This window comes from Candidatus Nitrotoga arctica, from assembly GCF_918378365.1.
Lineage (GTDB): Bacteria > Pseudomonadota > Gammaproteobacteria > Burkholderiales > Gallionellaceae > Nitrotoga > Nitrotoga arctica.
In genome coordinates, this window is the sequence record NZ_OU912926.1 from 2,013,214 (window position 1) to 2,040,019 (window position 26,806).

The 26,806-nt window shown below is 44.6% G+C and carries 28 protein-coding genes and 3 pseudogenes; 17 read left to right on the forward strand and 14 right to left on the reverse strand.

Annotation, left to right across the window (positions count from 1 at the left end; all coding sequences use genetic code 11):
• Positions 1–727 precede the first annotated feature (727 nt).
• The 3 genes from MKZ32_RS09155 to MKZ32_RS09165 all read left to right on the forward strand — a co-directional run bounded on the left by MKZ32_RS09155 (position 728) and on the right by MKZ32_RS09165 (position 2,922).
• Positions 728–1,366 carry a GmrSD restriction endonuclease domain-containing protein gene (locus tag MKZ32_RS09155; RefSeq protein WP_239796990.1) on the forward strand — a complete coding sequence of 213 codons (639 nt, stop codon included), beginning with the start codon at positions 728–730 and terminating at the stop codon, positions 1,364–1,366.
• 21 nt (positions 1,367–1,387) lie between these two features.
• Positions 1,388–2,083, forward strand: a complete 696-nt coding sequence (locus MKZ32_RS09160; protein ID WP_239796991.1) for a hypothetical protein — start codon at positions 1,388–1,390, stop codon at positions 2,081–2,083.
• 257 nt (positions 2,084–2,340) lie between these two features.
• Positions 2,341–2,922 (forward strand): AlbA family DNA-binding domain-containing protein, encoded by a 582-nt coding sequence (locus tag MKZ32_RS09165; RefSeq protein WP_239796992.1) that lies wholly within the window; start codon positions 2,341–2,343, stop codon positions 2,920–2,922.
• Here the strand turns inward: MKZ32_RS09165 and MKZ32_RS09170 are convergent.
• Positions 2,822–3,571: pseudogene (locus MKZ32_RS09170) on the reverse strand (IS630 family transposase); the annotation flags it as partial. The gene MKZ32_RS09165 and the pseudogene MKZ32_RS09170 overlap by 101 nt on opposite strands.
• Positions 3,572–4,768: 1,197 nt before the next feature.
• Between MKZ32_RS09170 and MKZ32_RS09175 the strand changes: the two are divergent.
• The 6 genes and pseudogenes from MKZ32_RS09175 (at position 4,769) to MKZ32_RS09200 (ending at position 7,341) form a co-directional block, all read left to right on the forward strand.
• The gene (locus MKZ32_RS09175) at positions 4,769–5,095 is read left to right on the forward strand and encodes an excalibur calcium-binding domain-containing protein (RefSeq protein ID WP_239796993.1); all 327 of its coding nucleotides are present in this window, start codon (positions 4,769–4,771) and stop codon (positions 5,093–5,095) included.
• Between the two features lie 154 nt (positions 5,096–5,249).
• The gene (locus MKZ32_RS09180; protein ID WP_239796994.1) at positions 5,250–5,630 is read left to right on the forward strand and encodes a VOC family protein; all 381 of its coding nucleotides are present in this window, start codon (positions 5,250–5,252) and stop codon (positions 5,628–5,630) included.
• 186 nt (positions 5,631–5,816) lie between these two features.
• Entirely contained in the window at positions 5,817–5,996 is a 180-nt protein-coding gene (rpmF, locus tag MKZ32_RS09185; protein WP_239796995.1) for a 50S ribosomal protein L32, read from the forward strand.
• A 220-nt stretch (positions 5,997–6,216) separates the two neighbouring features.
• Positions 6,217–6,500: pseudogene (locus MKZ32_RS09190) on the forward strand (DUF1428 domain-containing protein).
• A 152-nt stretch (positions 6,501–6,652) separates the two neighbouring features.
• Positions 6,653–6,787, forward strand: a complete 135-nt coding sequence (locus tag MKZ32_RS09195) for a dihydrofolate reductase family protein (RefSeq protein ID WP_239796996.1) — start codon at positions 6,653–6,655, stop codon at positions 6,785–6,787.
• Entirely contained in the window at positions 6,784–7,341 is a 558-nt protein-coding gene (locus MKZ32_RS09200; RefSeq protein ID WP_239796997.1) for a dihydrofolate reductase family protein, read from the forward strand. Before MKZ32_RS09195 ends, MKZ32_RS09200 begins: the two co-directional genes overlap by 4 nt.
• A 30-nt stretch (positions 7,342–7,371) precedes the next feature.
• On the opposite strand, the gene MKZ32_RS09205 is transcribed toward MKZ32_RS09200, so the two are convergent.
• Positions 7,372–7,896, reverse strand: a complete 525-nt coding sequence (locus tag MKZ32_RS09205) for a DUF4142 domain-containing protein (protein ID WP_239796998.1) — start codon at positions 7,894–7,896, stop codon at positions 7,372–7,374.
• 307 nt (positions 7,897–8,203) lie between these two features.
• On the opposite strand from MKZ32_RS09205, the gene MKZ32_RS09210 reads away from it, so the two are divergent.
• The 3 genes from MKZ32_RS09210 (at position 8,204) to MKZ32_RS09220 (ending at position 9,391) form a co-directional block, all read left to right on the forward strand.
• Positions 8,204–8,437 (forward strand): hypothetical protein, encoded by a 234-nt coding sequence (locus MKZ32_RS09210; protein WP_239796999.1) that lies wholly within the window; start codon positions 8,204–8,206, stop codon positions 8,435–8,437.
• 61 nt (positions 8,438–8,498) lie between these two features.
• On the forward strand, positions 8,499–9,020 hold the full coding sequence (locus MKZ32_RS09215) for a hypothetical protein (protein WP_239797000.1): 522 nt from the start codon (positions 8,499–8,501) through the stop codon (positions 9,018–9,020).
• Complete coding sequence (locus MKZ32_RS09220; protein ID WP_239797001.1) at positions 8,990–9,391, forward strand: hypothetical protein; 402 nt, start codon at positions 8,990–8,992, stop codon at positions 9,389–9,391. The genes MKZ32_RS09215 and MKZ32_RS09220 overlap by 31 nt, the downstream gene beginning before the upstream one ends.
• 96 nt (positions 9,392–9,487) lie before the next feature.
• Here MKZ32_RS09220 and MKZ32_RS09225 read toward each other — a convergent pair whose 3' ends face one another.
• The 3 genes from MKZ32_RS09225 to MKZ32_RS09235 form a co-directional block, all read right to left on the reverse strand.
• Positions 9,488–10,849, reverse strand: coding sequence for an IS110 family RNA-guided transposase (locus tag MKZ32_RS09225; protein ID WP_239795878.1), 1,362 nt, complete (start codon positions 10,847–10,849; stop codon positions 9,488–9,490).
• Positions 10,850–11,375: 526 nt separating this feature from the next.
• On the reverse strand, positions 11,376–11,996 hold the full coding sequence (locus MKZ32_RS09230; RefSeq protein ID WP_239797002.1) for a CHRD domain-containing protein: 621 nt from the start codon (positions 11,994–11,996) through the stop codon (positions 11,376–11,378).
• Positions 11,997–13,554: 1,558 nt separating this feature from the next.
• The gene (locus MKZ32_RS09235) at positions 13,555–13,905 is read right to left on the reverse strand and encodes a GreA/GreB family elongation factor (RefSeq protein ID WP_239797003.1); all 351 of its coding nucleotides are present in this window, start codon (positions 13,903–13,905) and stop codon (positions 13,555–13,557) included.
• Positions 13,906–14,687: 782 nt separating this feature from the next.
• Between MKZ32_RS09235 and MKZ32_RS09240 the strand changes: the two genes are divergently transcribed.
• On the forward strand, positions 14,688–15,032 hold the full coding sequence (locus MKZ32_RS09240) for a DUF3135 domain-containing protein (RefSeq protein WP_239797004.1): 345 nt from the start codon (positions 14,688–14,690) through the stop codon (positions 15,030–15,032).
• Positions 15,033–15,236: 204 nt separating this feature from the next.
• On the opposite strand, the gene MKZ32_RS09245 is transcribed toward MKZ32_RS09240, so the two are convergent.
• The 4 genes and pseudogenes from MKZ32_RS09245 to MKZ32_RS09255 all read right to left on the reverse strand — a co-directional run bounded on the left by MKZ32_RS09245 (position 15,237) and on the right by MKZ32_RS09255 (position 17,785).
• On the reverse strand, positions 15,237–15,950 hold the full coding sequence (locus MKZ32_RS09245; RefSeq protein WP_239797005.1) for an SIMPL domain-containing protein: 714 nt from the start codon (positions 15,948–15,950) through the stop codon (positions 15,237–15,239).
• A 147-nt stretch (positions 15,951–16,097) separates the two neighbouring features.
• A pseudogene (locus MKZ32_RS15460) lies at positions 16,098–16,268 on the reverse strand (VOC family protein); the annotation flags it as partial.
• A complete protein-coding gene (locus MKZ32_RS15465) occupies positions 16,208–16,432 on the reverse strand; it encodes a VOC family protein (protein WP_320412264.1) in 225 nt (74 codons plus the stop codon). The gene MKZ32_RS15465 and the pseudogene MKZ32_RS15460, both read right to left, overlap by 61 nt.
• Before the next feature lie 175 nt (positions 16,433–16,607).
• Positions 16,608–17,785 (reverse strand): IS3 family transposase gene (locus MKZ32_RS09255; protein ID WP_239796902.1). Its coding sequence is split into 2 segments (ribosomal slippage): positions 16,608–17,518 and positions 17,518–17,785, totalling 1,179 coding nucleotides; the frame shifts between segments, so codons are not numbered across the junction.
• A gap of 314 nt (positions 17,786–18,099) precedes the next feature.
• Here MKZ32_RS09255 and MKZ32_RS09260 point away from each other — a divergent pair.
• The 3 genes from MKZ32_RS09260 to MKZ32_RS09270 all read left to right on the forward strand — a co-directional run bounded on the left by MKZ32_RS09260 (position 18,100) and on the right by MKZ32_RS09270 (position 19,402).
• Positions 18,100–18,255: a hypothetical protein gene (locus MKZ32_RS09260; RefSeq protein ID WP_239797007.1), complete on the forward strand. Its 156-nt coding sequence runs from the start codon at positions 18,100–18,102 to the stop codon at positions 18,253–18,255.
• On the forward strand, positions 18,224–18,637 hold the full coding sequence (locus tag MKZ32_RS09265) for an antirestriction protein ArdA (protein WP_239797008.1): 414 nt from the start codon (positions 18,224–18,226) through the stop codon (positions 18,635–18,637). The genes MKZ32_RS09260 and MKZ32_RS09265 overlap by 32 nt, the downstream gene beginning before the upstream one ends.
• Positions 18,638–19,087: 450 nt before the next feature.
• The gene (locus tag MKZ32_RS09270; protein WP_239797009.1) at positions 19,088–19,402 is read left to right on the forward strand and encodes an Arm DNA-binding domain-containing protein; all 315 of its coding nucleotides are present in this window, start codon (positions 19,088–19,090) and stop codon (positions 19,400–19,402) included.
• A 305-nt stretch (positions 19,403–19,707) separates the two neighbouring features.
• Here the strand turns inward: MKZ32_RS09270 and MKZ32_RS09275 are convergent, their stop codons facing one another.
• The 4 genes from MKZ32_RS09275 to MKZ32_RS09290 all read right to left on the reverse strand — a co-directional run bounded on the left by MKZ32_RS09275 (position 19,708) and on the right by MKZ32_RS09290 (position 23,109).
• A complete protein-coding gene (locus tag MKZ32_RS09275) occupies positions 19,708–20,214 on the reverse strand; it encodes a hypothetical protein (protein ID WP_239797010.1) in 507 nt (168 codons plus the stop codon).
• A gap of 350 nt (positions 20,215–20,564) precedes the next feature.
• Positions 20,565–20,858: an HU family DNA-binding protein gene (locus MKZ32_RS09280; RefSeq protein WP_239797011.1), complete on the reverse strand. Its 294-nt coding sequence runs from the start codon at positions 20,856–20,858 to the stop codon at positions 20,565–20,567.
• Positions 20,859–21,138: 280 nt separating this feature from the next.
• Positions 21,139–21,990 carry an S-formylglutathione hydrolase gene (fghA, locus tag MKZ32_RS09285; RefSeq protein ID WP_239797012.1) on the reverse strand — a complete coding sequence of 284 codons (852 nt, stop codon included), beginning with the start codon at positions 21,988–21,990 and terminating at the stop codon, positions 21,139–21,141.
• 12 nt (positions 21,991–22,002) lie between these two features.
• Positions 22,003–23,109, reverse strand: a complete 1,107-nt coding sequence (locus MKZ32_RS09290) for an S-(hydroxymethyl)glutathione dehydrogenase/class III alcohol dehydrogenase (RefSeq protein ID WP_239797013.1) — start codon at positions 23,107–23,109, stop codon at positions 22,003–22,005.
• 280 nt (positions 23,110–23,389) lie between these two features.
• Here MKZ32_RS09290 and ilvD point away from each other — a divergent pair, with 280 nt between their 5' ends.
• Entirely contained in the window at positions 23,390–25,066 is a 1,677-nt protein-coding gene (ilvD, locus tag MKZ32_RS09295; protein ID WP_239797014.1) for a dihydroxy-acid dehydratase, read from the forward strand.
• A 145-nt stretch (positions 25,067–25,211) separates the two neighbouring features.
• Here ilvD and tldD read toward each other — a convergent pair whose 3' ends face one another.
• Complete coding sequence (gene tldD / locus MKZ32_RS09300; protein ID WP_239797015.1) at positions 25,212–26,657, reverse strand: metalloprotease TldD; 1,446 nt, start codon at positions 26,655–26,657, stop codon at positions 25,212–25,214.
• Between the last annotated feature and the right edge of the window lie 149 nt (positions 26,658–26,806).

Below are 26,806 nucleotides of genomic sequence, written 5' to 3' on the forward strand. Positions count from 1 at the left end.
AATAATGTCACTTTTTGAGGACATTATTTACTATTGATATTTAACCTATTAACTTCAATACTAAATATTAGTAGTCAATTAGAGACAATTAGAATATTCACCGGCTTGTCTTCTTTTGGCGGGGCAAGTATCGAACTAATCAGATAGAAGGGCTGGAGGTTATTGCAGCTATTGGGGCATTCCTGTGCATATGGATTGCAGCCTATTTTTTAATATACAAAATATCTGACTGTAACGTAAGTTGCCGAAGAAATAACACTAGCCGCAAAAGATTCATTTCGTTGGTAGCCAACCTTCCCGCTCAACTAAAAATCAAATTTGCCGATAAAGTAGTCAAGGCAATTTATTGATGTGATCTCCAAGACGACACTCAAGAATGATATCTAACAAGATATCCAACTCATTATCGGATAGCGACTGGAAAATTCTAAGCTGGTACACCCTCACAGGTTTAGGTTAATGATTTAGATAATAAAAAAGCCCTGCATTACTGCAAGGCTCTATATCTGGCTCCCCGGCCTGGACTCGAACTAGGGACCTGCGGATTAGGAGAGGCTAAAACCTAAGTGTTGTGCCAGACGGAGAGTTTGCGAAACTGGAAACACTTCAGCCTATAAAGGGTGATCAGAGTTGACAGAACAGCAAGGATGAAAAAGCTTCCGCATTAGAATAACAGTTATATGAGAAGTACATACAGTACATATAAGCGTCATCTAAGGGAGATAAAATGAATTTCGAGCAACCAAAACCTGACTCAAAAAAATATTCTGATCTGATTAATGAAATACAGAAAGGCATTATCAAGATTCCAAAATTTCAACGCGATTTTGTTTGGAGTATTGATAAAACAGCAAATTTGTTAGACAGTATTCTCAAAGGCTACCCAATTGGTACGTTTATTCTTTGGCAAACCAATGAGCGTATTAATGATATAAAAAATGTAGGAAACCTAAATATCCCCGAAACACCTGATGGCACAAAAGTGCAATATGTACTTGATGGTCAGCAACGTATTACCTCGCTTTTTGCTGCGTATTTAGGTGCGCAAATCCAAAAATCAGGTGAAAAGAAAGTAACAGATTATAAAAACATTTATGTGAATCTTGATATAGATTTTAGTAAAAATGAAGATCAAATAATTTCTGCAGAACCAACTGGACTGAAATTCATATCGCTATGTGATGTACTAAACTTTAGTTACAAAAAAGCAAGAGAGCTATCAGTTAGGTTTACTCCAGCAGAACTAGAAACTATAGATGAATATTCAACAGCATTCAAAACCTATGAATTTTCCACCGTAGTTCTAAGAAAAGAGGATATTGATTCTGCAATTGAGGTTTTTACAAGAATAAATATTGGTGGTTAGACACTTACGCTTTTCGAGATTATGTCAGCCAAAACTTATGACGAGGGACAGTGCTTCGATATGCAAGTTAAGTGGGATGACTTTATCAAGGAACTTAAAGACATTAAGTACGAAGGTGTATCCAGCACAGTCATATTAAATTTACTTTCTCTTATTTTAAGTCGCACCAAGGAGTGCAAACGAAAAACAATCCTGTCATTAGGTAAGCAGGAAGTTATCGACAATTGGAATGCTGCTATTTCCGCACTAAAGGACAGTATCGACTATTTCAGAACTACGTATCGCATTCCAGTTTCTCAATTATTGCCATATGACTCTCTTTTAGTGCCATTTGCTTATTTTTTCCATTTTAATAATGAAAAACCAAGAGCTGACCAACGCAAGTATTTGGAAGAGTTTTTTTGGCGAATGTCATTGTCATCTCGCTATTCCAGCTCGACGGAGTCCAAATTGGCACAGGATATTAAACGGATTGATATGATTTTGAAAAATAAACGTCCAGACTTTAATGATATTAAAGTTTATCTAGATTCTCCGCAGTCATTAATTGATACCAACTTCAGTGCTGGTAACAGTTATTGTAAGGCAATTCTGTGCTTACTGGTCTACCACGAACCAAAAGATTTTCAGGATAACGGAAAAGTTATTCTGGACAATTCCTGGCTGAAAGTTGCTAGTAGTAAAAATTATCATCATTTTTTCCCAAAGCATACTTAAAGAGTAAATCAGTTCTTGATAGCAATAGCCTGGTAAATATCACTTTCGTAAGTGATCATCTTAATAAATACAAAATTGGAGCGAAGTCACCATCTAGTTATATTGGTGATTTTCGGGATGAAAACAGCAATATAAATAAAGCACTCGACTCTCATTTAATTGATATAAATGGCTTTGGAATAGAAAGTAACGATTACGATACATTTCTGCAGGCGAGAGGCAGTCGCATTTACAACGAATTAAAATCACGAATTGACTTGAACCATAAAGAGCCTTTCAACGAGGCCATCAAGGAACTCATTCTGGCAGGTGAAAGTGACTCGATCGAATTTAAATCAACCCTCCGATATGACTTGCGGGAAAAAGGGATCAACAAGAAGTTGGAGTATGTCATTGCAAAAACCCTGTCCGCTTTTATGAACAGTGAAGGTGGACATTTGTTTATAGGCATAGATGATAACCAAAATGCATTAGGGCTTGATAACGACATTGAAACGTTAAGTAATAAAAGCATTGATGGCTTTGAGTTACAGGTTATTGAAGTGATAAAAAAATATATTGGTAGCGAATACAGTTCTCACATCAAAATTACATTCCCCGTTTTCGATGAAACTAGAATTTGTCATGTAAAAACTTCAAAAAGCAGTAAGCCTATATTTATCAGACACGGTGAAAATGAAGAATTTTTCGTGCGCATAGGATGCTCGTCGCAGCCATTATTGATCCGGCACAAATTATTCATGAAGCCGCGTAGGCGACTTTTGGGTCGCGGAAATAACGGCGCACGCGTTCGGGGTTTTGCTCAAGCATGGTCATGTGATCAGTCGCAGCAGCTCTGAGTTTTGCCTTGGTGCGCACTGGCACCTTTGAAGTGATGACGTGTTTGAGATCCGCATTCAGTCTTTCTTCGGGGTTGAGTTCAGGGCTGTAGCTGGGCAAGTAGAACAACTCGATTTTCTGTGCGTTCTCGGCAGCCCAAGCCTTTACAGGTTTGCTGTGATGAACTCTCAAGTTGTCCAGTATCAGAAACACCTTGCGGTCTGTATCCTTGATGAGCGCCTCCAGAAATTCAATGAGCTTGTCGGAGTTAAATGCCTCATCAATAATCATCCAGCGCGTTTTACCCTGATTGGTTACCGTCGCAATCATCGATAGCTTGTGGCGCGTGCCGCCTACTGCGAACGTCACAGGTGTCTTGCCCACCGGCGCATAGCTCCTGCCTCTGACATCCGTGTTGACTAGCGCCGTCTCGTTGCCCCAGTGAATTTCCGCACCTTCTGTTTTTGCTCTGGCTTCAATGGCCGGATATTGTTCATCAAGCCAAGCCTGGACGGCTTCAGGCCGCTGCTCGTATGCTTTTTTAATGGGTTTTTGTGGTGTAAAACCCCAACGTGCCAAGTAGTTGCCTACTGCCCGAATAGACAGCTTGATACCGTGCGCCAGCTCAATGTGCTGGCGCACAGCGGGCCTGCTCCATAGCGCAACATCGAAAACCAATAAAAATTCATTTATAAATCGTGCCGGGCCTATAGTGTGCCATTTATTGTGATGGGGGATTTCAATCAAACACGTGATGGAAAGAGCAGGGGGTATCGTTCACCCAATGGCATACAACTCCTTAATGGACAGCTAAGCCACAATCAACTCACATGCATAACGGAAGAGGATTTTGGTTCGCATGGAAAATTAAACCTGATCCTAAAAACAAAGACCTCTACAGGCATAACGTTGATCATATATGTGTATCTCGCTCTCGGATTACTGTCGAGCATGTAGGCGTTTGGGATCATTTTTCTGAAATGACGTATTGGTCTGATCACAACGGTGTATGTGCTGAATTATCATTACGGTAGCCTCTAACTGTGGCGAAACCATGTGGGTCATAGTTGTAAGGTTACCTGCACATATATTCTGAAAATCGTTGTTCGGCTAAGCCGCGTATGTCAGGTCGGCAATGCACTGTACGGCAATGAGTGTGTAAGTTGATCAAGTTCCCTTCATATTTTGGACGCAAAAAAAGCGTGCTCATTTGCAGGCAAGGATGAAGGGTGAAAGATTAAGGCGTGAAGCGGTTAATGCAGAATGGGTTGCTAGGCATGGATGGTTACCGTTTATGGATGGCTATTTAATTCAATTCTTCCTGAATTTGTGCCAAATGAAATACAGGACAGCACAGCAGTTACGAGTAGTATCAGCATTATTTTCAGTGCTATTGATCCGGCCAGTTGAAGTTTGAAGTTTTCATGCTGCATATTTCACGCGAGCATCCTGAAAGTATTTTTTGACACGCTCGGGTGATTTCTTCAATGTCTGCATATGCTCGGTTGTTGCGGCAGTTTCTTAAAGTTGATAACAGTGCATGACATATCTATGCGCAACAAATCACTGTAGATTTGGAAGGTCAACCTACACCCTCAACTAAAAATCAAAGATGCCGATAATAAATAATTAAGGCAAGTTACTGATGCGCTATCTAACACGCTATTAAACTCGTTATCGGACGGTGGCCGGGAAATCCTAAGCTGCCCTTACAAGACCAATGATTTAAACAAAAAAAAGCCCTGCATCGCTGCAAGGCTCTATATCTGAGTCGCTGATGCTTTGGGGGTACTCAATGAGAAAACCAACATTAAGAAAGCGCATTCGATTTAAAGATGTAAATTTGGACAAATAATAGGGTGAGCTATGAAAAAAATAATGATACTTCTGATCGTTGGCGGTATTGCATGGACTGGTTACACGAAATTTCAAACAGAAAGCTTGGCGAAAGCTAACGAGCAACAAGAATCGCAAGTTGGTAAAAAGCTTTTACCAGAACAAAATGAATCTACAAAGAGCATTGCCAATTCAAGTAATTTCAGATGTGATGGCAGAGTCTACTGCTCTCAAATGACATCCTGCGAAGAGGCTACATATTTTCTGCAAAACTGTCCTGGAGTGAAAATGGACGGCGGAAATGGTGGGCACCCGGATGGTGTTCCTTGCGAGAGCCAGTGGTGCAAATATAAATAGCTGATCTGTTAGTCAGCGTCGAAATCTAAAATTGGCGCAGGTGCAAGAAGGACGTTGCAATAGTGCCGGTTGCCCATTTATGCGCCTCGAAGGTTCTTTGTAGTGTGTAGTAGGATATCTACCTTGAGTTAACCCCTACCCGCATCTTCACGCTATGACTGAAGTTATTGGAATTGACCATATCTACATTGCAGCGTCTGATCTTCAGCGTTCCGAGTCTTTCTACGATCAGATCTTGCTAAAGGTGCTTGGCTTCCGAAAAAATAAATTCATCATAGGTGGCGATCCGCATATCCAATACTTCAATCGATATTTCGGGTATGTTCTTCGACCGGCTCGCAATTCCTCCGAGCATGACTCCTACTCTCCAGGGCTTCATCATTTTTGCCTTCGCGTCGATGCAATTGTTGATGTTATAGCTGTTGCCAATCAGTTACGTGCGGCAGGGATCGAAGCTTCGGAAGCAAAGCTTTACTCCGAGTACGCTCCCGACTATTGGGCAACATTCTTTCTGACCCCGATGGCGTTCGCCTAGAAGTTACTAACTATCGCCAAGAGCGTCGAGACCGCCATGACAATTGGTAGTTCGAGTAGAAACTTATTTTATTAATATATTAACCATGTGCTTATGTTATCTCTCGTACAGAACTTCCAGCATTAATTAAATAGAATTGTTTACGTATTTAAATTTAATTGCTCAATTGATAAAGGAGTTCCTAACATGGCTGCCGGACAAAATAAAAAATCTTCATCTAAGCAAGGGAAGCATCGAGCCCACGATTTTATGGAAAATATAGCATTAGCGGTCGAACCCACTTCAGGTGAACATCATCTACGGCATCATATAAGTCCGTCTGGAGTGTATAAAGGAAGAAAAGTGGTCAAAAGCAAAGGCAATTAGCGAGTTTAATAGTTCATGGTCTTGTCATTTAGCAAATATAAGTAGGGATTTAACAATTGTGTTGATCTGAGGCCGTATTCCAAGGTTGGCTTTATGTCATCAGTAAATTACATATCATATTGAATCCTGTAAATTTAAATTTCTCAAGGAGAATGCAATGGCTTATGTAGATGGTTTCGTTTTGCCGCTTCCAACAAAGAATTTAGAAACCTATCGTGAAATGGCGATCAAGTGCGGCGCAATATGGCGGGAGCACGGCGCACTGCAATTTCGGATAATGTAAAGCCTGGGAAGCTTACATCGTTTCCTCAAAGCGTTAATCTAGAAGCAGAAGAAACAGTGATCTTCTCGTGGATCGTGTATGAATCGCGTGCTCACCGCGACGAGGTCAATGACAAAGTAATGAAGGATCCTCGAATGGCCGATATGATGAAACCAGAGACTGCCCCGTTTGATGGAAAGCGAATGATTTACGGCGGTTTCGAGGTGTTGGTTGATCTTTAAACTTGCGAATAGATCTATGCGTGGTGCGAAACTGTAGCGGCAAATTATGCTGTGGTTCGAAGGCGAGGTTCCATAATTACTTTTATAAAATAAATACAATGAACTAAATTGTAAGTCTCAGTATATACCTTCAAAATTATAGGGATGTTCCTATGAGGAAACTCATCGCATCTACATTTGTGTCGCTTGACGGCATTATGCAAGCACCCAGTGGGCCGGAAGAAGACCCGACTGGCGGTTTTACTCTTGGTGGCTGGATATTCCCCTACTGGGGGACGCAAGCATGAATCTCTCGACATCAGGTTTCGACGGCAAGGATCGAGAGCTGGTACTTGGTCGGAGAACCTATGAGATATTTGAAGCGCATTGGCCCTACCAGCCTGATGATGATCCGACTGCGAGTACGCTTAATGCAGCAAAAAAGTATGTTGCTTCGAGCACATTGACGACGCTCGATTGGAAAAATTCGACTCTGCTTCACGGCGATGTAGTCTCGGCAGTTATCGCTCTCAAAACCCAACATGGCCCTAACTTGCAGATTATTGGCAGCGGCAATTTGATTCAAACGCTACAGGCCGCATCACAGATAGATGAGTACAACGTGTGGACTTTTCCAGTGGTGCTTGGGCGGGGTAAGCGCCTCTTCAGCGAGATTAGCAAGCCATCGGGGCTTAGGCTCCTTCACTCTCAAGTTTCTACCACTGGCGTTGTGATGAGTACCTATGTGCCAAGTGGCGATATCCTGCCTGGTTCGTTCCTGAGTGTCGCGCCTAGTGAGAAGGAGTTGGCTCGACGCAAAAAGATGGCAAACCAGATGCAATGGACGCTAGCATTTCATTAAAGCCGACGTCATTTCGCTGGGGGGATTATCTTATTTGACTGTCGTTTGAATGAACTTGGCGTGTTCCAAGTGAGCGGCGGCAGATTGTCGGAATTTAACTAACGCATCCTTAAGTTCTGTCATCTGTGCATTCGGAATTAATATTTTATCTAAAGTATCTAATAATACTTCGTGATCGATCACTTCATTATCAATATAAGCTTTATCAAAATGCTTACCTTTTAAGCTTTCGAGCCTTGCTATAACTACCTCACCCACATACTTAATGTTTTTACTAGCATCGCTCTCTGTTATAGATAATTTTTGTTTTTCGGCAAGTGCGATCGCCTGCTTGTTCATGTCTAAATGATCAATGACCATTCGTTCAGAGAAAATTTTAGTTTCTTTATCTTCGGATATTTTTATAGCTAGCTTACTAGTATCGATATCAACAGTATTGGCAGTTATTATGATTCCAAGTATCTGTGCATCGTTAGGTACAAACGTTTGAGATAATGCGGAGCTTGTTGCGATAACAAACACGCTTGCGACAAAAAAAGACAAATTGTTTCTCACGTTATGAGTCCTTTTTAATGATGATGGCTGAAATATTGCCAGCAATCTCTTCATACTAGTAATTATTGCGTGAATTACACAAAGCAAACAGATAAATGATAGCTGAGCTGGGTTGCATAGTCTGTACGTTGGAACACAATTTAGGGTGAAGTGAGTTATTGATAGTGGAAAATTATTTTGCTATTAAGGATTTTGGGTGTGATTCTCAAAGTAGCAATGATTCAGGTCAGAAAAGGTAAGGTGTAACAAAATGGAGGTGGCACTTTATGCTTCCAATTGAAGTGTTCCATATTAATTAACACTGGAAATGAAAAACCCCCTAATTATTTATCTTGATAGCTCTGACTTTTCAGATTTATCTAATCCTGAAAAAAGAACATCAGAAATAATTGAATTAGAAAGCCAACTGCTAAATTGGCAAATGCAAGGATATATAGAGCTAAGATTTAGCCATGTCCACCTGTTGGAAGCTGCTGCAACTGAACATAAATATGCTGATATAGCCGTCAAGACGGTTCTCTCTGATAAAGAATCTATGTAAATCGAGATGTTTCATTTCCCCGATCAAAATACTAGAAAATGAAGCTAGGATTCTCAGTGCAATGAATGATTTAGAAAATAAAATCATGATTTTTAATGACGAGGGTGGCTGGTTTCCAGATTTTGTAGATAACGATGAAACTGATGAATTAGAGACTTATGTTCATGAAGCACTAAATAGGATCCCAAATCGAGTAGAGCGAAGAATAAAACAAAGAAAATATTTGGATAAAAATGGTAAGTTAAAAATAGAATCCAGAAAAATGCTTTGTGAATCAGAAGACCTCTGTACATATTTTGCAGGAAAATTTACTATTTCATCTGAAGCTCTTGAGGCATCCTTAAAAAGCTATTTCAAAACAGGGTCATTCAAAGTCTTTCTGGATTCCATAAAACAGTCTATGTCCGACCTAGATAAACTGGGTCATATGTATGAAAAATATTGGGGAATTATTTCTCCCATTTCTTTATACCTTCGTGAAATTGGCATGGACATACTTAAATCTAAGACCCCAATATTAAAGTTCTTCGTAAATCAATTAAAGAAAACAATTTGCGTGGTGGAGATAATACAAATTTTTTAAATTTCGCAAATGAAAGTCTTAATAATTTAATTAGAGATATGCCAATTAATTTTGTAAGAAAATTAGCTGTTAGCCTTGGGTTAAATGTAGTGCAAGCTCCAAATTGGATATTGACCCCATCATTATTTACGATGACAACGTTGGCAGGTCATATAATTAAAACCACTACTCTAACGGAACGCAATGCAAAGGTAAGTGATTTTGGAGACATTAATCATCTAACTTATCTGCCATATGTTGATTTATTTCGCGCAGATGGTTTTATTTCATCGGTTATCAATGATGTTAAGTTGCCCTTTGAAACAGTTGTAGTAAGCAAACTTATCAACTTGCCGAATGCAATAGAAAAAAGCTTGAATAGGAGACCGTAAGTTGTCGAAGAAATCCCACTATCAGTAAAGATACGTTTCTTTGATCGCCTAGCTCTTAAGAAACACCTCCCAACCAACTGATTTTAAAAAGTAGAGTTAAGCGGGCTGTTCATTGACGACGAGTTTCATCCCCATTTTTTCAGCGCGCTGGGCTAGTTGCCGCAACACTCTTTCGCGATAGCGTTCTTCGTAGTAGTCCTGCCCTTGGTCGGTATATTCTTCTCCCTTGGTAAGCATGGTGTAAATCAGGCGTGCCAACTTGTGCGCGGCGGCGGTTACGGCTTTAGGTTTGTCCATGCGCCCGCACATCCTGCGGAAATATGCGCCCAGCGCCGACTGGCTGCTGCGCAATGCTGCTGCGGCCAATCTCAAGGCTTGGGCCGCCCGGTTGGCTACGCGCTTGGTCTTGCCGCTCATCACTTTGCCTCCGGTAATCTTGGTGCCGGGGCATAGCCCCAGCCAACTCGCGAAGTGCCCTGCCGTGGGGAAGCGCGACATGTCCGCCCCGGTCTCGGAGATCACCGCAAGCGCGGTGGTGACGTCGATGCCGTCGATGCGCGTAAGATCAACTCCGCACATCCTGAACAATTGCGTGCGCAGATCAAACTTCGGCGCGTTGCGGGCGCGACCACGCTTCTTTCCCTTCGCTGGTTCGCCGTCATGAACTTGCAGGCTTTGCAATTGCCCCTCGATCTCACGGTCGCACTCGGCTAGCTGTGTGCCGATGAAATCGAACATATCCAGCGCTTGCTTGAGCGCAAACAGATGCTCTGCGCGCCAGTTGCCTTGCAGGCTTTTTGCGATTTCGTCAGCGGTAGCGCGAATGCGCACATTCTTCATTGCGGCCAGCACTTGACCGTCGCGCTCGCCAGCGACAATGGCGCGCAGAATCTTTTGCCCCGTCTCGCCGACCACGTCCGAGATGACGTTGGTGAGCTGGATGTTCATCTGCGTGAGCGCCTTTTGCATGCGCTGCACATGCGTGCCCTGGCTTCTCAAAAGCATCCCGCGCTGGCGCCATAGAGAGCGCAATACGCACACGGCTTCGGTAGGACGAAATGCGCCGCGAAGCAAACCGTAGGTCATGAGTTGCTGCAACCATTGGCAGTCCAGCACGTCAGACTTGCGGCCCGAGACATTTTTGACGTGGCGCGCATTGACCAGAAACACTTTGAAGCCGCGCGATTCCAGAAGCTCGAACAAAGGGATCCAGTACACGCCCGTGGATTCCATCGCGACCGTGTCCACCCCGCAAGCGTCGAGCCAGTCGGCCAAGGCGTTGAGGTCAACCGTAAAGCTCGAAAACTCCCGGACAGGCTCGTCGTCCCTGTCCGGCGGCACAGATACGTAATGGGACGAACTACCGATATCGACTCCAGCCGCATGGGGATGGGTGATCGTTAAAGGCTCTCTGGATTTGCCGGGTTTGATACTGATTTTTTGCTTGCGTTGCACCATGATTATCTCCATCATTCGTTTTGGAATGTGGTGCCACATCGGGTACGTCGTCAAGCTCACTCTCTTAAACGGGATATCGGCCAAGCGTCCCAACAACGCCAAGCCAATTCATCAATGTCGATGACGTCACCCATGACCACGCTAACCCTCGGGCAATATGCACCATTGCTATTCCGGTCTTCCGTGGCACCTCATTCCACTTTGCCACATTCGGAGAGCGACGTGTTTCTTCGGCGCGATTTGCGGCACGGGGCCGATTACTACGCTAACCATTCCTCAACTAAAAATAAAATTTGCCGAAAAAGTAAACAAGGTAATCATTAATGCAATATTAAACATGCTACTCAGAATGATATCCAATTCATTACCGGATGGTGACTGGAAAATTTTAAGCTGCTGCACCTCACAGGTTTAGGTTAATGATTTAGACAATAAAAAAGCCCTGCATAGCTGCAAGGCTCTATATTTGGCTCCCCGACCTGGAGTCGAACCAGGCGTTACATGCATCAAAATCGCTAAAACATATCTATCGAGGAATGGGGCGTGTTGGTGCTTTCTTGAGGCGGCTCCAGCCGAGTCCCATAAGCCCAAAGGTGAGTAGGGCAAGAGTCGTAGGCTCGGGTACTCCCGAAACTTGCGTAAGGAAACCGCGAATCTCACCACTACCAACTACAGTAGTATGAATGTTGAAATAGGATTGATTGAGAGACATCCCATTGAACAAAAATGCTTCTGCTCCTGCTGTCGTCCCGCCATGAGCTGTGACAAAACTCGGGTTATAGGAAGAACTCAGGGTCATGTCCAAGATATTGTCGTAGATTCCTAAAGTAACTCCCAGAGAAAAACCTGCAAAATTTGGTGTGGTCGTAGCAACTCCGGCTGTCCCTGTCAAAGGATTCGCTGTGCAACAATGAATATGCGCAGCGGTTGTATTTCCCAGTAAGCCAGAAAATGTGACTTGTATATGCATCGTGTTAGCCACGTCATCAACAGTTATCATGGCAACACCTATTCCAGGCGAGGCGTTTGGAGGATCTTCATTCGGCCCGCCCAGATTCGCAGTGTATTGGATGATCGTCGCGTGAGAGAGAGGAGCAGTGAAAAGAATAGATATAGCCATCGCAAAGACAAATAATGAATTTTTCATAAATATCTCCTGTTGATCGTTGCATTGAATGTATGAAGCCAGTGCGGTACGAGCAGTAATTGCAAGCACACAACGGCTTGTAAATTGAAGGCAGCAAGAATTACGCCAAATAAAAACTGTTTAGTATAATCAGTATGTTGAAAGAGTGTTTAATAGTGCTGTAAATCAGACTGTAAAATTTCCTGACAGAACTCCCTTTAAAAATTCTGTTTTCATGGTTTTTTCTAAAAAATCTTCTAAAGAACATTTACTGTTAATGATTGTTAGACAGCTACAGAAAGCACGATATTGCAGGGTGCCGTTTTTGGCATGGTTACGTTTTGGCTACGACACATTTCACAGACACAATCCAATTTCAGCAAAGGTCTTTGCCTTAATAAAAGGCGGACTTACCGAACCTTAGGCACTGCATTTATGTAAATGATGAGCACAGTAATATTGCTGCAACATAATAATGATCAAATTTATACCAGCTCCAGCATACAAAGTTTTATGAAAGCAGTATGCGAATTGGAGACCCAATGAACTTTCCGAACCAAATAATGGAGAATGTATGAAAAGACTGGATAACGATAATTGGACTTTTGGCTCCCGTAAAACTCTCGTTAGGTTGAAGTTAGCGCTATTAATTGTTAATATAACGGTCTCTATTAGCTAAGAAGAATCTGATGTAAGAATGGGTATCTGTTGTTATTTTATGTTGCCTGATAGTTGCGTGCTTTTGTCCTATTAATTATTACCCTCAATAAACTATGACAACTTAGTAAAATCAAGGGGATATTGATGAAAGACTGGATACCGATGATTGCTTCAATGTGCGCAATAATTATGTGCTTTGCACTAACATGTGCTTACATTCTTAAGCTATGACAATTTAATCACAGAGTCACCAAAATTTTGGATTGCTCGGAAAGATATATTGCAATAGGAAATTGTTATGTCAATAGAATCCATGCTTAAAGCAATGGTTCATGAAATTCGAGTGCTGGGTGGTGCAGAAGCTCAGATCGATGCATATCTTACTGACTGGACTATGGCTACTGAGGATTCCGCGAACTCGTTGCCATGTCCTTCCTGTAATCTGATAGGTGAGCTCAAGCAACTAAATCACCTTGATGATACAGACGGAGTAAGTAAAGTCAGATGCACGTACTGTCGTAAGTTCTTTCGGTTCGGTAACACAATGTAACGATCCATAAGTAATTGGGCAAACCTCCTTTTTTCCTTAAAGCTTATGATCTTCTTCATCATTAATTATAATGATTCTCATTATCGAATAAATAACGGATAGATTTGTATGACACTTAAATTTTTGCTCGTAGAAATGTTACAACAAATTAGATTTAATAACGGTACAGAAACACAAGTCGAAACATATGTGACCGAATGGCGTAGCGCTATTGAAAATTTTGGGAAGCCTTGCCATGCCACTGTGCTTTATGAAAGGCCAAATTTAACGCCTAAACCATCTTGACGACGAAAAAGGAGAAAGTTGAACATCACTTTGTATATTCGCCCGACCTTTCTGGTTGGTAACTGATATCGAGCACCCGTACCTTTATGGTATTGCCTCCGGGTACCGGCCATTCCATCTGCTGACCGACCGCCCCAGCAACGCGCTACCGACCGGCGCCAATACGGAAATCCGACTGGGCTTTCCCAACGCGTCCTCAGGATATGACAGTGTCAGTTCGAACGTCTTTCCCGTCGGCTCAATAATAAAGCGAATGGTTGAGTTCATGGTTACAACGGTCGCCGGGATATTCTCGGGCTCAATTACCACCGCACGATCTAATTCATACCGCAGATTGTCCAATTCGGGCTGTGAATCTTTCGGCAGCGTATCTATTAAGTAGTTGAGCCGCACTAGATCCAGACTCGAAACAATGATGTTGGGAAGATCAGTCACAATAAATTTTCCTTATTTCCTGATTGATTTTAATTGCTTATGAAGTGGCACTCTTTGTAAGTTTTCATGAGGTGGCAATGAATTGTTCCAATTTAATATCCCACAAAGTAATCATTGATGCGTTATTCAACTCTTTATTCAAAGGAGATCGTGTAAAGAACACCCTCGATTTCAATTGAACTGAGGCGTGGTTTGCGCTACCAATAATCCCTATCTTGTTACTTCTATGGTTCAATCAGTACTCTGAACCGATCACTCTCACGCAGACCAAGAATCAAATAAATGCCCCTGAACCTAATGGGAACAGGGGCAATATCTTAACTAATAATGTGATAAGTTAAGATTCCACGTCCAAGGAGGAAAAACGTGGGAATAGCTTACGCTATACGAAAAGTATAGACAAAAAAATGCTGAAATAGTTCCCACCGCATTGCAACAGAGGTGAACCTACCGCATAGTCATAAGGACTTAAACTGAGGAGATAATCGCTTCAGCGTGAACATTAAATAAAAATCATATTACACACAGGGGAGAAAAAATTGGTCGTCTACCTATTGATACGGCCAAGTGAAGTTTGAAGGGGGAGGTGTCGTCACTGTGCAGTTTGACTAGCAGTGTTTGTAATATCGTTCTGATCATCGCCTCGGTTGCCTTTACGACGGCTTACGCGTAGACAAATAGGAAGCAAGGGAACCTGGTAGCCGTCTATGTTCTCCCCCGCACAGATTGAATTTGATTGTAAGCCTATACTTTAATTATTGAATACCTTTAATTTCGATTTAATGGATAACTTCGATTTTGATGCTTGGGCAAAGCTGGCGAGAACAGCTCCAGATGATTTTGAGTTGCGACGTCGTGCTGTTATCGAAAGTCAAATCTCCAGTAGTGATAATGTTTTCCGCTTGCGAGGATTGCAATGTCGTATTGACATGGAAAGGATACGTGCTCACACCCCGTTGAAGGCATGTTTGCGACTATTAACCTTGATGTGGGATGCGTTCGTAGATTTAAATAAGTCATTGAACACCTTGATGGGAAATGATTGCAGATCAACAAACGCATCATCTCATTCTGCGAGAAGTGCAGAAATTATCCCTCTGGCAACTAAATACAAACCACACGAATGAAACGTCGACCATTGCTTTCTAACCGTAACTGTTAAGGCGGTGGGGTTGGTTACTAATTCCAGCAGCTGGGTAACAATGAATCATGGATTCGCTCAAAGAGGGGGAGTATGTGCCGCTATACCTCGGCACTCATTTGAGTCCAGCCTGCTGCCTGTCAGAACCCTGAGCGTCTGCAGCGAAATTTATAACCGCCATGCGTAACGCTCAATCCGACAGAAAGTAATCAACAGTGGACACCACTCTTATTTTCTTGATGTGGGGAGTGCTGCTGTCTCTATCTGAAATCGTGAACTGACCCTGGTTGGCACTCTTAATTTTACCGAGCTTACTATTCGAATCAGCTGCGAATTGCTCAGCAACATGACGTGCATTCCTCGTGGCTTCTTCCACCATAGATGGCTTGACAGCGTTTAGCTTAGTAAACAGGTATTCCGTTTTCTGTTCGTATTCTTCCCCGCCGAAGGCGATTCCCTTTTTTCCCAACTCACCCAGGTTGTTTTTTGCGGATCGAGCAAGATCGATTTTAGTGGTATAGACAGCAATAGTTTGCTTAGCAGTGTAGCGTAGGCTCACATTTTGACCGCCGTAATTCTGCGCGAGCTTATCTGTTATCACGGGAGCCGCAATAGTGATTTCGGAAGGCGAGAAACCCGCCACTTCCAGAAATTTTGAGACCTGTTTAGTGTTTGTCTCCATCGACGCATAAAGTGCGCTCAGATCATTGCCAGCTGCAGTAAATCGAATAGGCCATGCAGCGATATCAGCTGGAACTTCCCGCTCAGAAAGCCCTTTAACGGAAACACTCCGATCATACGACTTAAATTTAAGTGCACTTTCTCCGAGGATATATCCAGCTACGATCAGTCCAATGCACAGCAGTGCGCCAAGAGTAAATGATGATTTTAGTTCGTTCGTCATATTAGATTTCTTTAAGCTCCAGTTGCGGTCTAATCGGGATAGAAAGGAGCATCGCCTCTCTCTCAAAGTCTCTCCGTCACGGTCAGGTACGGATTATCCAAAAATTATTCATGGCGGTTGGTATTATGTGAAGACATAAAACCCGTTTTACTCAGCATATGCTCGCTTTAATTCCTCAATGTCGATTTTCTTCATTTTAAGCATAGCTTCCATAGCTCTTTGTGATTTCTCAGAATTGGGATCATTGATCATCTCAACTAAATCAGTAGGGACAACTTGCCATGAAACGCCATACTTGTCTTTGAGCCAGCCACATTGCTATGCCTTTTCATCCCCACCTTAGATAGCCTCTCCCAGTAATAATCTACTTCTTCTTGCGTCTTGCAATTGATTTGAAACGAAATGGCCTCGTTAAATTGGAATATCGGCCTCCCGTTGAGAGCGGTAAACATCTGTCCATCAAGTTCAAAGGCCACGGTCATTACGATCCCACCAGTTTTCCATGAATTGCATATCCCGCTTTTCCGTATCGAGTAATTTTTAAGATTTTTGAGTTTTTAAAGATAGCGGTATAAAACCCCACTGCCTCTTCGGCTTATCATCAAACCACAAACAGGGTGTTATTTTTTATATAACTTGCATGATGGTTTGTAGTGGTCAAGTAATTTCGGACACAACGATAGGTTTTTTTGCTGCCCTGTTCCGCTCAAAGACGGAGGGCGACAGATTGCCCAATACTGAGTGTATGCGATTACAGTTATAGAATCCCACGATGTATGCGGTGATATCTGTTTTAGCTTCCGTTTGATTGGCATATTCGCGCTGCCAAACGCGCTCCATTTTGAGGTTCAGAAAAAAGCGTTCTGCCACTGCATTGTCCCAACAGTTGCCCTTACGGCTCATGCTGCAGACGAAGCCATGCTTCACTAGCAAAGCCTGATACTGGCCGCAGACATATTGACTGCCACGGTCGGAGTGGACGATCAACCCCGGCTCTGGTTGACGCTGCTGTATTGCCATGTGCAGTGCGGTGCAGACCAATTCAGCAGGCATGCTCGGCGCCATCGCCCATCCAACCACCTTGCGCGAGAATAAATCCAGCACTATCGCCAAATAGAGCCAGCCTGACCCGGTGCGGATATAGGTGATATCGCCCACCCAAGCAATATTGGGTGCGACCGGATTGAATTGCCGATCCAGAATATTGGCAGCAATTGGCAGATTGTGTTTGCTGTCAGTTGTGTGGATGAATTTACGCTTCCATACTGGCTTCAAGCCTGCCTGACGCATCAGGCAGCGCACCCGATAGCGACCAACTTGAATACCTTGCGCTTCCAATGCGGTGACCAGACGACGGCTGCCATAGCTTTGATGACTGGCCATGAAAGCAGCTCGCAGATGAGTGCTTGTTTTGCAAATCATTGGTTTGGCGAGACGGCTTCTAGCCTCATAAAAACCGGAACGACTCACTTCCAAGACGCGGCAACTCTGCTGAACAGGGATCGCCTTCTGTTGCAACAGGCAAATAAGCTGGTAGCTCATTTCAGTTCCCGGGCAAAGAAGGCTGACGCTTTTTTTAAAATATCAACATCCATACGAAGTCGACGGTTTTCTTGCTCCAGTTGGCGGACACGCTGTTGTTCAGCAGTAAGTGGATTGCCGATGCCACGCTGTCCATTTTGCTCGGCTTTATATTGCGTCACCCAACGACGGATCGCAGTCAGACCGATTCCCATGCTTTGGCTGACATGCTGAACACTCAGTCCCTGTTCCTTGATCATGCGCACAACTTCCAGTTTGAAACTGGTGTCGAATTTTTTTCGTTGCTTTGTCATTTAGTACTCCTCTGATGGTGGATTTTCCACCTATCGAGGTGTCCGTGCAAATTAGACCACTACATTCCTTAGAAATAGCCTGTGAATTATGAGGGTACTCTCATGGAGGCACTCCCTCACTATCGTCGTGGGTCCAGGGGGGGGTTACATTTTGACGGAAGGTGTGCCTAAGTATAATAACTATTTGTTTTTAATGGACAATATAGCAATATTTAGTTATAATTCAGTTGTCGCAATGATATGATATAAGCGGCGAATCGGGGAGCGCTAACTCTCCGACCGCCTAACCAAAATCGACTATTAAGAAGTCAAAAATGGCTAAGCAAGAGTATAGCCGCGCATTGTCGCGGGAGTGTGCATTTTTCTACGTTGACGGCATTCCTACCAAGGGCGCATGGCTTGAGCTGGACGATGTGGATTCATGGGATAAGGTGCGCGATGAGTTATCACAGCAAAGGCTTCACCTGTGATGAATTCGGGGGCGACATCCTTGTCGCTGACATCGAAGGATCACTGGCGCGGTGCTGCTACTCATCCAGCTTCGATCTGTTTGACCTTGACCGATTCATCGAAGTGCAAGAAGACATCATCCGGCACGGGTTCGACAGCGAGGCTGTGGCGGCATTTATTGGTTGGTATGGCTCATGGTCTCGGGATTCTTTCGAAAGTGCTTACATGGGCAGCTACGACAGCGAGGAAGATTTCGCTCAGCAGTATCTTGATGACTCAGGCACGCTAGATCAAATTCCCGAGAGTTTGCGGTACTACTTCGACGTGGAGCGATTTACCCGTGATCTGTTTATGGATGGCTACTACTATGACTCTGGGTTTGTGTTCTGTACAAACTGTTGACTGGGTGGGAGGAGCTTCCCCTATAGAGTTTTGACGACGGCAGAGTGTTCCCCTGAGCGCGGCCTCTATATGTATGGCCTCTTGCAGCCTAAGAAAGAACTATAACTCGCGCCGAGCAACGGCCCCGCCTTGTGCGGAGTTAGTTATTGTTGGGGGATAGAAAAATCCTGTTGTATGTGCAGTCCAATAAAAAGCGGGTAGAAATGAGGGTAGGATCAGAAACACAATCAGACTCAACCGGCGGGAACCAGCTTGGTTGTTGGCTTTGCAAAAATCACTTGCGGATATGTTGCAGGCGTATTATTTATCAATGTAACATGCTAATAAATAACGTTTTATTGATTTTTCCATTTAAATTCATCACAGCAGCTCAAGGCAAAGCGGTATAAATGAGGTATGTCAAAACAACCTACAAATTCTGCCCACCTTTAACGCATCAACCCACCCACCGTGGCAATTACAGGATGTTTCTACCCTATCGAAGAACTCATATTTACCGATACCCAGATCAGAAACACCCAGCTAGAAGCCAAATTCATCAAGCTTACCGGCGGGGGCGGATTATACATTGAAGTCACTCCATCAGGCGGCAAGCATTGGCGTTACCGTTTTAGGCTACGACTTTTAGGCTACAACAAGAATGCTTGTTCGCTATCGACCAATACCCGACATCAAGGCCGCCAAAACCAGATGTCTGCAAGCGATGCTCGCCTGTTAGTCAAGCAAGGCATAAATCCCGCTCAACAGCGAAAATTAAAGCCATAGTTATTAAATCAGAAATAGCTGAAGAGGCCTATTAATATTCTTCTCACCACTCTTAGTTAAAATAAACCACCGATAACCATTCTCAAGCGAAATTGTTTCGATAACTCCTGATTCCTTTAGGAAAAAGCCGGATTTCCCCGGTCATTGTGCAAATATGCTTAGGAAATCGCGAGTGTGGTGAAGTAAAAGTCCTGGCGAATTTAGAGGTATAATGAAATAAAACAACATCGCCGTGCTGGCTGCGTTTCGCTTGCACGATCCGACCTTATCAGGTGATCAACCTGATGCGTTAGGCCGGACAAGATTCATTTTCTTTTATAATAACTAAAAGCTTGCTCAGCAGACATCGGCTCAACCAATGAGTAGCAACGATTATATACATTATTCTTTTCGATCTTGGCTCTTACCACCATATTTTTGGATGCCTCAAGATTCCCTCTTTCCAAATTTGCGTCGATAGACACGGGGGTTTCAGTGCAAACATTCTCATATGTTGTATTTGTATTTTGTTTGCAATCAGTATTAATAGAGTTTCCTACGCCATTGGACGTACAGGAGACAGTACCAGGCTTCTCCACTTTTACAGTTCTGCATGCTTTATGCACACGATAGCCGCGCGATAAAACACTACTAATCTCGTCAATTTTGGCTTCGTGGATGGATTCATCATTACTTAAACGTTTGTAGTCACCATCTCGGGAGCAGACATATTGAGCTCTTTCGTATGAAGGCATTTTTTGAAAAGAGCTAACCGTTGTGCATCCACAAATAGAAACAAAAATTGCAGCAAAATATTTCATGTTGCTTGTCATTTATACCCCCCTTATGTGATGCGCGTCATCAGTCTTCGCTAAAACTAAGCATTCACTTTTACTATTTATCGCATAGGTTCATTACTGCTACAACTCGAGGTTAGATTTTTTTCTGAATATTGCCACGTCCAACAATATCAGATTTACGGGTTGAAACAAGCGGGTTTAAATCAAATTCAGATTGGCCAAAAAATTGAAGTTGTCAAATCGACGATTTCACGAGAATTTAGGTCAAATAAAAGGTGAGCCTCAGGGTTTAAAACATGATATCGAAAAATGAGGTATGAGATTAATTCAGAAATAATGAGATAACGTGCCCCGGCTGTGTGGGGCACGCTTAATTGCGCTGGTTACTTTTTCTTAGCTTTTACGCCAGCAACTGCGTCTTTCAACTTGCTGCCAACTTTAAATTTCGCGACTTTCTTGGCCGGTATTTTCAGCTCTTTTCCGGTAGCTGGATTCCGACCTATCCGAGCAGCACGCTGTTCAACAGCAAAGGTGCCAAAACCAATCAGCTGCACGTTATCGTCTTTTACCAATGACGCTTGTATAGCAGCCATCAACGCATTCAGTATTTCCTCGACATTGACCTTGGAATTCTTTGTGGACTTCGCTACTGCATCAATCAACTCTGCTTTATTCATAGTTATGACTCCCTTTAGTTGAAAAAACACTGCACTGTATCAAGCCATCGGATCAATGGCAATCACAGCCTCACAAATTAATTAAGAATCCCTCAAGAAAATTTACAGCCTCTATCCTAGTTCATGAACAGTACTGGTTCTGATAAGTGCAACTTGAAGTTACCTTGTATTATCGCCTTAGTTCTAGGTAAAACACGAAGCGAGCACAAAATATATTGTATTGTTGAACTTTAAAACCATTGGCAGAGTTTTTAAATTGGAGTCATAACGATTGATACCTTTATTGAGCAATCCCACCTAATTTTCGGTGGTGAAATCGAATATGTTCTTCGATGAACGTCGAAATAAAATAATACCCATGGTCGTAGTCGTCATGCCAGCGCAGTTCCAAGGGCTGCTGAGCAGCTTGGCAGACTGCTTCGAACGCGTGAGGAAACAATTGATTAGACAGAAATTTATCGCTTAACCCCTGATCAATCAGTATTCCGCTTGGAAATGGCGCATGCCTTTGTTTCATGAGCGCACTGGCATCGTATTGCTGCCAGGCCTCTTGCTCGCTGCCCAGATATGCAGTAAATGCCTTTACACCCCAAGGACATTTACTCGGTGCACAGATCGGCGCAAATGCCGACACCGTTTTAAAAAGATCCGGATTGCGTAGCGCCAAAACAAGCGCCCCATGCCCGCCCATTGAGTGTCCGGTAATACCAATACTGGAAAGCAACACCGGAAATTCCCGCACTATCAATTCATATAGTTCCAACACGTAACTGTACATACGGTAATGCTTGTTCCATGGTGCTTCTGTCGCATCGAGATAGAAACCTGCGCCGACCCCAAAATCCCAGCTATCTGCTTCTCCTGGAAGATTAGCGCCGCGCGGGCTGGTATCGGGCGTAATCAGCATCAGTCCTTGCTGCGCAGCACTACGCTGTGCACCCGCCTTGATCATGAAAGTTTCTTCCGTACAGGTCAGACCAGCCAGGCAGAACAGGGCGGGAACCTTGCCTTCTCGAGCCTGCGGCGGCAGGAATACCGAAAACCGCATCGGCAAGCCGATTGCTTCGGAATGATGACTATAGAACCGCTGGGCCCCTCCAAAACATGCGTGTTCGCTGATCAGCTCAAGCATGGTGCAGCCCCTTCAATACAGCACGACGGAACGGATCGACTCGCCGCTCTTCATCAAATCAAAACCCTCATTGATGCGCTCCAGCGGCAATGTATGGGTAATCAAATCATCGATATTCAATTTACCGTCCATGTACCAGTCAACAATTTTCGGCACATCAGTACGGCCACGCGCCCCGCCGAAAGCGGATCCTTTCCATTCACGACCGGTGACCAGTTGAAATGGGCGAGTGCTGATTTCTTGCCCGGCAGCAGCAACGCCAATGATGAACGATTGGCCCCACCCTTTATGGCAACACTCAAGTGCCTGCCGCATAGTGGTAATGTTGCCAATACATTCGAAAGAGTAATCAGCCCCACCATCGGTCAACTGAATTATGTGATTGACAATATCTCCAACTTCTTTCGGGTTCACAAAATCGGTCATTCCGAACTTGCGTGCTATCTCGATTCGCCCGGGATTGATGTCAACTCCGATAATTTTATTGGCACCCACCATCTTTGAACCTTGAATTACGTTCAGACCAATGCCGCCCAGTCCAAACACGACCACATTCGCGCCAGCTTCCACTTTGGCTGAAAAAACCACGGCACCGACACCGGTTGTCACACCACAGCCGATGTAACACGCCTTATCGAAGGGCGCATCCTCACGGATTTTAGCTAATGCGATTTCAGGAACGACGATGTAGTTGGAGAAAGTCGAGGTTCCCATGTAGTGATAGATGAGCTTGCCGTCAATTGAGAAACGTGATGTGGAATCCGGCATCAAGCCGCGACCCTGAGTCGAGCGGATGGCCTGACAAAGATTGGTCTTGCGCGACAGGCAGTACTTGCATTGACGGCATTCCGGGGTATATAGAGGAATGACATGGTCGTATTTTTTAAGAGAGGAAACACCCGGACCGACATCGACTACGATACCCGCGCCTTCGTGACCTAGAATCGACGGAAAAATACCTTCCGGATCAGAACCCGACAGGGTGTAATAGTCGGTATGACAGATTCCGGTGGCTTTAATCTCGACCAGTACTTCACCCTCTTTTGGCCCTGCAAGATCAACTTCTTCAATCGTAAGCGGCGCACTGGCCTTCCATGCGACTGCAGCTTTTGTTTTCATCAGTGAACTCCATAATAATTCATGAAAAAATAGCTCAATACAGAAGTATTGTAAACCAAGCATTACTAACATAAGGTCAGTTTTTATGCTTGCAAGGTTTGGATCACTAAGTTCTCCAATACACGTTAACCGAGCTACTTGCTGCCTATAATGTAGCTTGATTTCTGCTACCATTAGTCATGGGTTGTGTCACAAAATAATTTCACTTTTTGACCTCAATTACAACGCTCATTACGTAGCGCAGAACAAGTATCAACTTAATTTATTTAAAGGAAGCATCATGCCTAGCAACATCCATAGTAAAGCCATCACACAAGGTGTGCAGCGTTCGCCTAATCGTGCCATGTTGCGCGCCGTAGGGTTTGGCGATGATGATTTCAACAAGCCAATTGTAGGCATTGCCAATGCGTATAGCACTATTACACCCTGCAATGCGGGGTTGGGAACTTTAGCAACCCGGGCTGAGCAAGCGGCCCACGCCGCTGGTGCGATGCCACAGATATTTGGAACTATTACGATTTCTGACGGCATCTCAATGGGTACCGAAGGCATGAAATGCTCGCTGGTGAGCCGCGAGGTGATTGCTGACTCAATCGAGACGGTCTGTCGTGCTCAAAGTATGGACGGCATACTCGCCGTCGGTGGCTGCGATAAAAATATGCCGGGCGCCATGATTGCATTCGCACGTTTGAACATTCCTGCTATTTTCGTTTATGGTGGCACCATCAAACCCGGTCACCTCAACGGACGGGATTTGACCATTGTCAGCAGTTTCGAAGCAGTGGGGCAATTTATCGCGCATCGAATCGATGCAGCAGAGCTTCTGGCCGTAGAGCGCAAAGCCTGTCCCGGAATTGGTTCCTGTGGTGGAATGTTTACAGCGAACACCATGTCATCCACATTCGAAGTCATGGGCATAAGTCTGCCGTATTCGTCCACCATGGCGGCAGAAGACGCGGAAAAATCCGACAGCGCGGCACGGTCAGCCGAAGTGCTGGTGCAAGCCATCCAGAAGCAAATATTACCGTCTCAAATTTTAACCAAAAAAGCTTTCGAAAACGCAATTTCCGTGGTTATGGCGGTAGGTGGCACAACTAATGCGGTCTTGCATTTGCTGGCAATCGCGCATGCGATGGATGTTGACTTAAGCATTGATGATTTTGAAACAATCCGAAAACGCGTTCCAGTGTTTGCCGATATGAAGCCATCCGGCCGTTACGTGGTAACCGATCTTCACCAAGCCGGCGGCATTCCGCAGATAATGAAGATGCTCTTGGTACACGGCTTGCTGCACGGCGACTGCTTGACTATCACCGGCGAAACTATCGCGGAGGTACTTAAGGATGTACCTGCAGAACCACGTTCAGATCAAGACGTGATCCGCGCTTGGAATAATCCAATTTATCCGCAAGGACATTTAGCGATTCTTAAAGGCAATCTGGCGACGGAAGGTTCAGTGGCCAAAATAAGTGGCATTAAAAATCCGAAAATAACCGGCCCCGCGCGCGTGTTCGATTCAGAAGAAGCTTGCATGGAAGCAATTCTTGCAGAAAAAATCAATCCCGGGGAAGTGCTCGTAATCCGCTACGAAGGTCCTAAAGGGGGGCCGGGGATGCGTGAAATGTTATCACCCACTGCCGCCTTGGTGGGCGCCGGGATGGGCGAAAGTGTCGCGCTTATTACCGACGGTCGCTTTTCAGGTGGCACTTACGGCTTTGTAGTTGGACACGTTGCACCCGAAGCGGCAATGGGCGGTACCATAGCACTGGTCGAAGAAGGAGATTCTATTACCATTGATGCTGAAGCCCGCCTGATACAACTGAATGTAAGCGACCAAGAGCTTGCACGGCGTCGTGCCCTGTGGCAGCCACCGGCACCACACTATAAACGCGGCGTACTAGCAAAATATGCCCGACTGGTCTCTAGCGCAAGCTTAGGCGCGGTAACGGACGCATAAACGTGGGCATGCTAATTCAATTTTTATTCAACAGATGAAGGATTTTTGATAGGTGTACAAATAGTTAAACGTTTGATCAAGAATGAAAAGCGCAGCGTGATGTAGGTGCGATTTATGCACTCATATCACGCCGCACTTTCTCACCCTACGCAGTACCGCCCACTGTCAGTCCATCTATTTTTACCGTTGGCTGGCCGACGCCTACCGGCACGCTCTGTCCTTCCTTGCCACAAACGCCGACACCAGGATCGAGCGCCATGTCGTTACCTATCATTGAGATGCGGGTCAATGCCTCAGGACCATTGCCGATCAGAGTTGCACCCTTCACCGGGTAGGTGATTTTACCGTCTTCAATCATGTATGCTTCAGCGGTGGAAAACACAAACTTGCCGCTGGTAATATCCACCTGTCCCCCGCCAAAGTTCGCGGCATACAGTCCATGCTTGACTGAAGCAATAATATCCTGTGGATCTTTATCGCCATTCAGCATATAGGTATTGGTCATGCGCGGCATCGGCAGATGCGCAAAAGATTCGCGCCGAGCATTACCGGTAATTGGCACACCCATCAGGCGTGCATTCAAAGTATCCTGCAAATAACCCATGAGGATGCCGTCCTCGATCAAAACCGTGCGTTGCGTAGGATTGCCTTCATCATCCATTTGCAGGGAGCCGCGTCTGTTCGCAATCGTGCCATCGTCCACTACCGTAACACCCTCGGCCGCTACCCGTTCACCAATACGGCCGGAAAAAGTGGAGCTGCCTTTACGGTTGAAATCACCTTCCAGGCCGTGCCCCACGGCCTCATGCAGCAGAATACCAGGCCAGCCGGAACCGAGCACCACAGTCATATTACCCGCTGGTGCGGGCTTGGCATCCAGATTAATAACTGCCTGATGTACCGCCTTGGCGGCGTAATCGTATAATACTTCGTCCGTAAAAAAGGCATAGTCGAAACGCCCGCCCCCACCAGATGAACCCTGCTCACGCTTGCCGTTACTTTCCACAATAACTTGCACCGACAGGCGCACCAGTGGGCGGATGTCAGCATTCATCAAGCCATCGCTACGCGCCACCAACACCACCTCATACTCGCCTGCCAGGCCCGCTATCACCTGAGTAACACGCGGATCCAGGGCACGCGCATAACGCTCCAGGCGTTCCAGCATCGCGACCTTGTCTGCATCTTTCAAACTGGCGATAGGGTCGTGTGGTAGATAGAAATGTTTGTTGCTGTTCGCGCGTAACAGTGGCACAGTTTGCGTCCCGCCCTGCCGTGCAATCGCGCGTGTAGCCAGTGCTGCACTTTCCAAAGCGGCCCAACTGATGTCATCGGAATAGGCAAAAGCGGTCTTTTCACCGCTCACCGCCCGCACACCTACACCCTGCTCGATACCAAAGCTGCCAGACTTGACTATACCTTCTTCAAGCGACCAGCTTTCGGCGCGACTGTATTGAAAATACAGGTCAGCGTAATCCACTTTATGCGCCAGCATTTTAGAAAACATTTGCTCCAGATGGCGAGTTTCAAGCGCATGCGGTGCAAGCAGTGACTGCTGTGCAAGAGCAAATACAGTATCGTTATTTTGCATTGTCAAACCCATAGAAATTTAAAAGATCGTTACAAAAAATCCAGCTCATTTATGAAGCGCGTATTTGAAGCGGAAAAAAATTACTCGGACTTCTATATATCAAGTCATATATATAAAGTCGCATAGGGTTCCACCATAAAAAGAATACT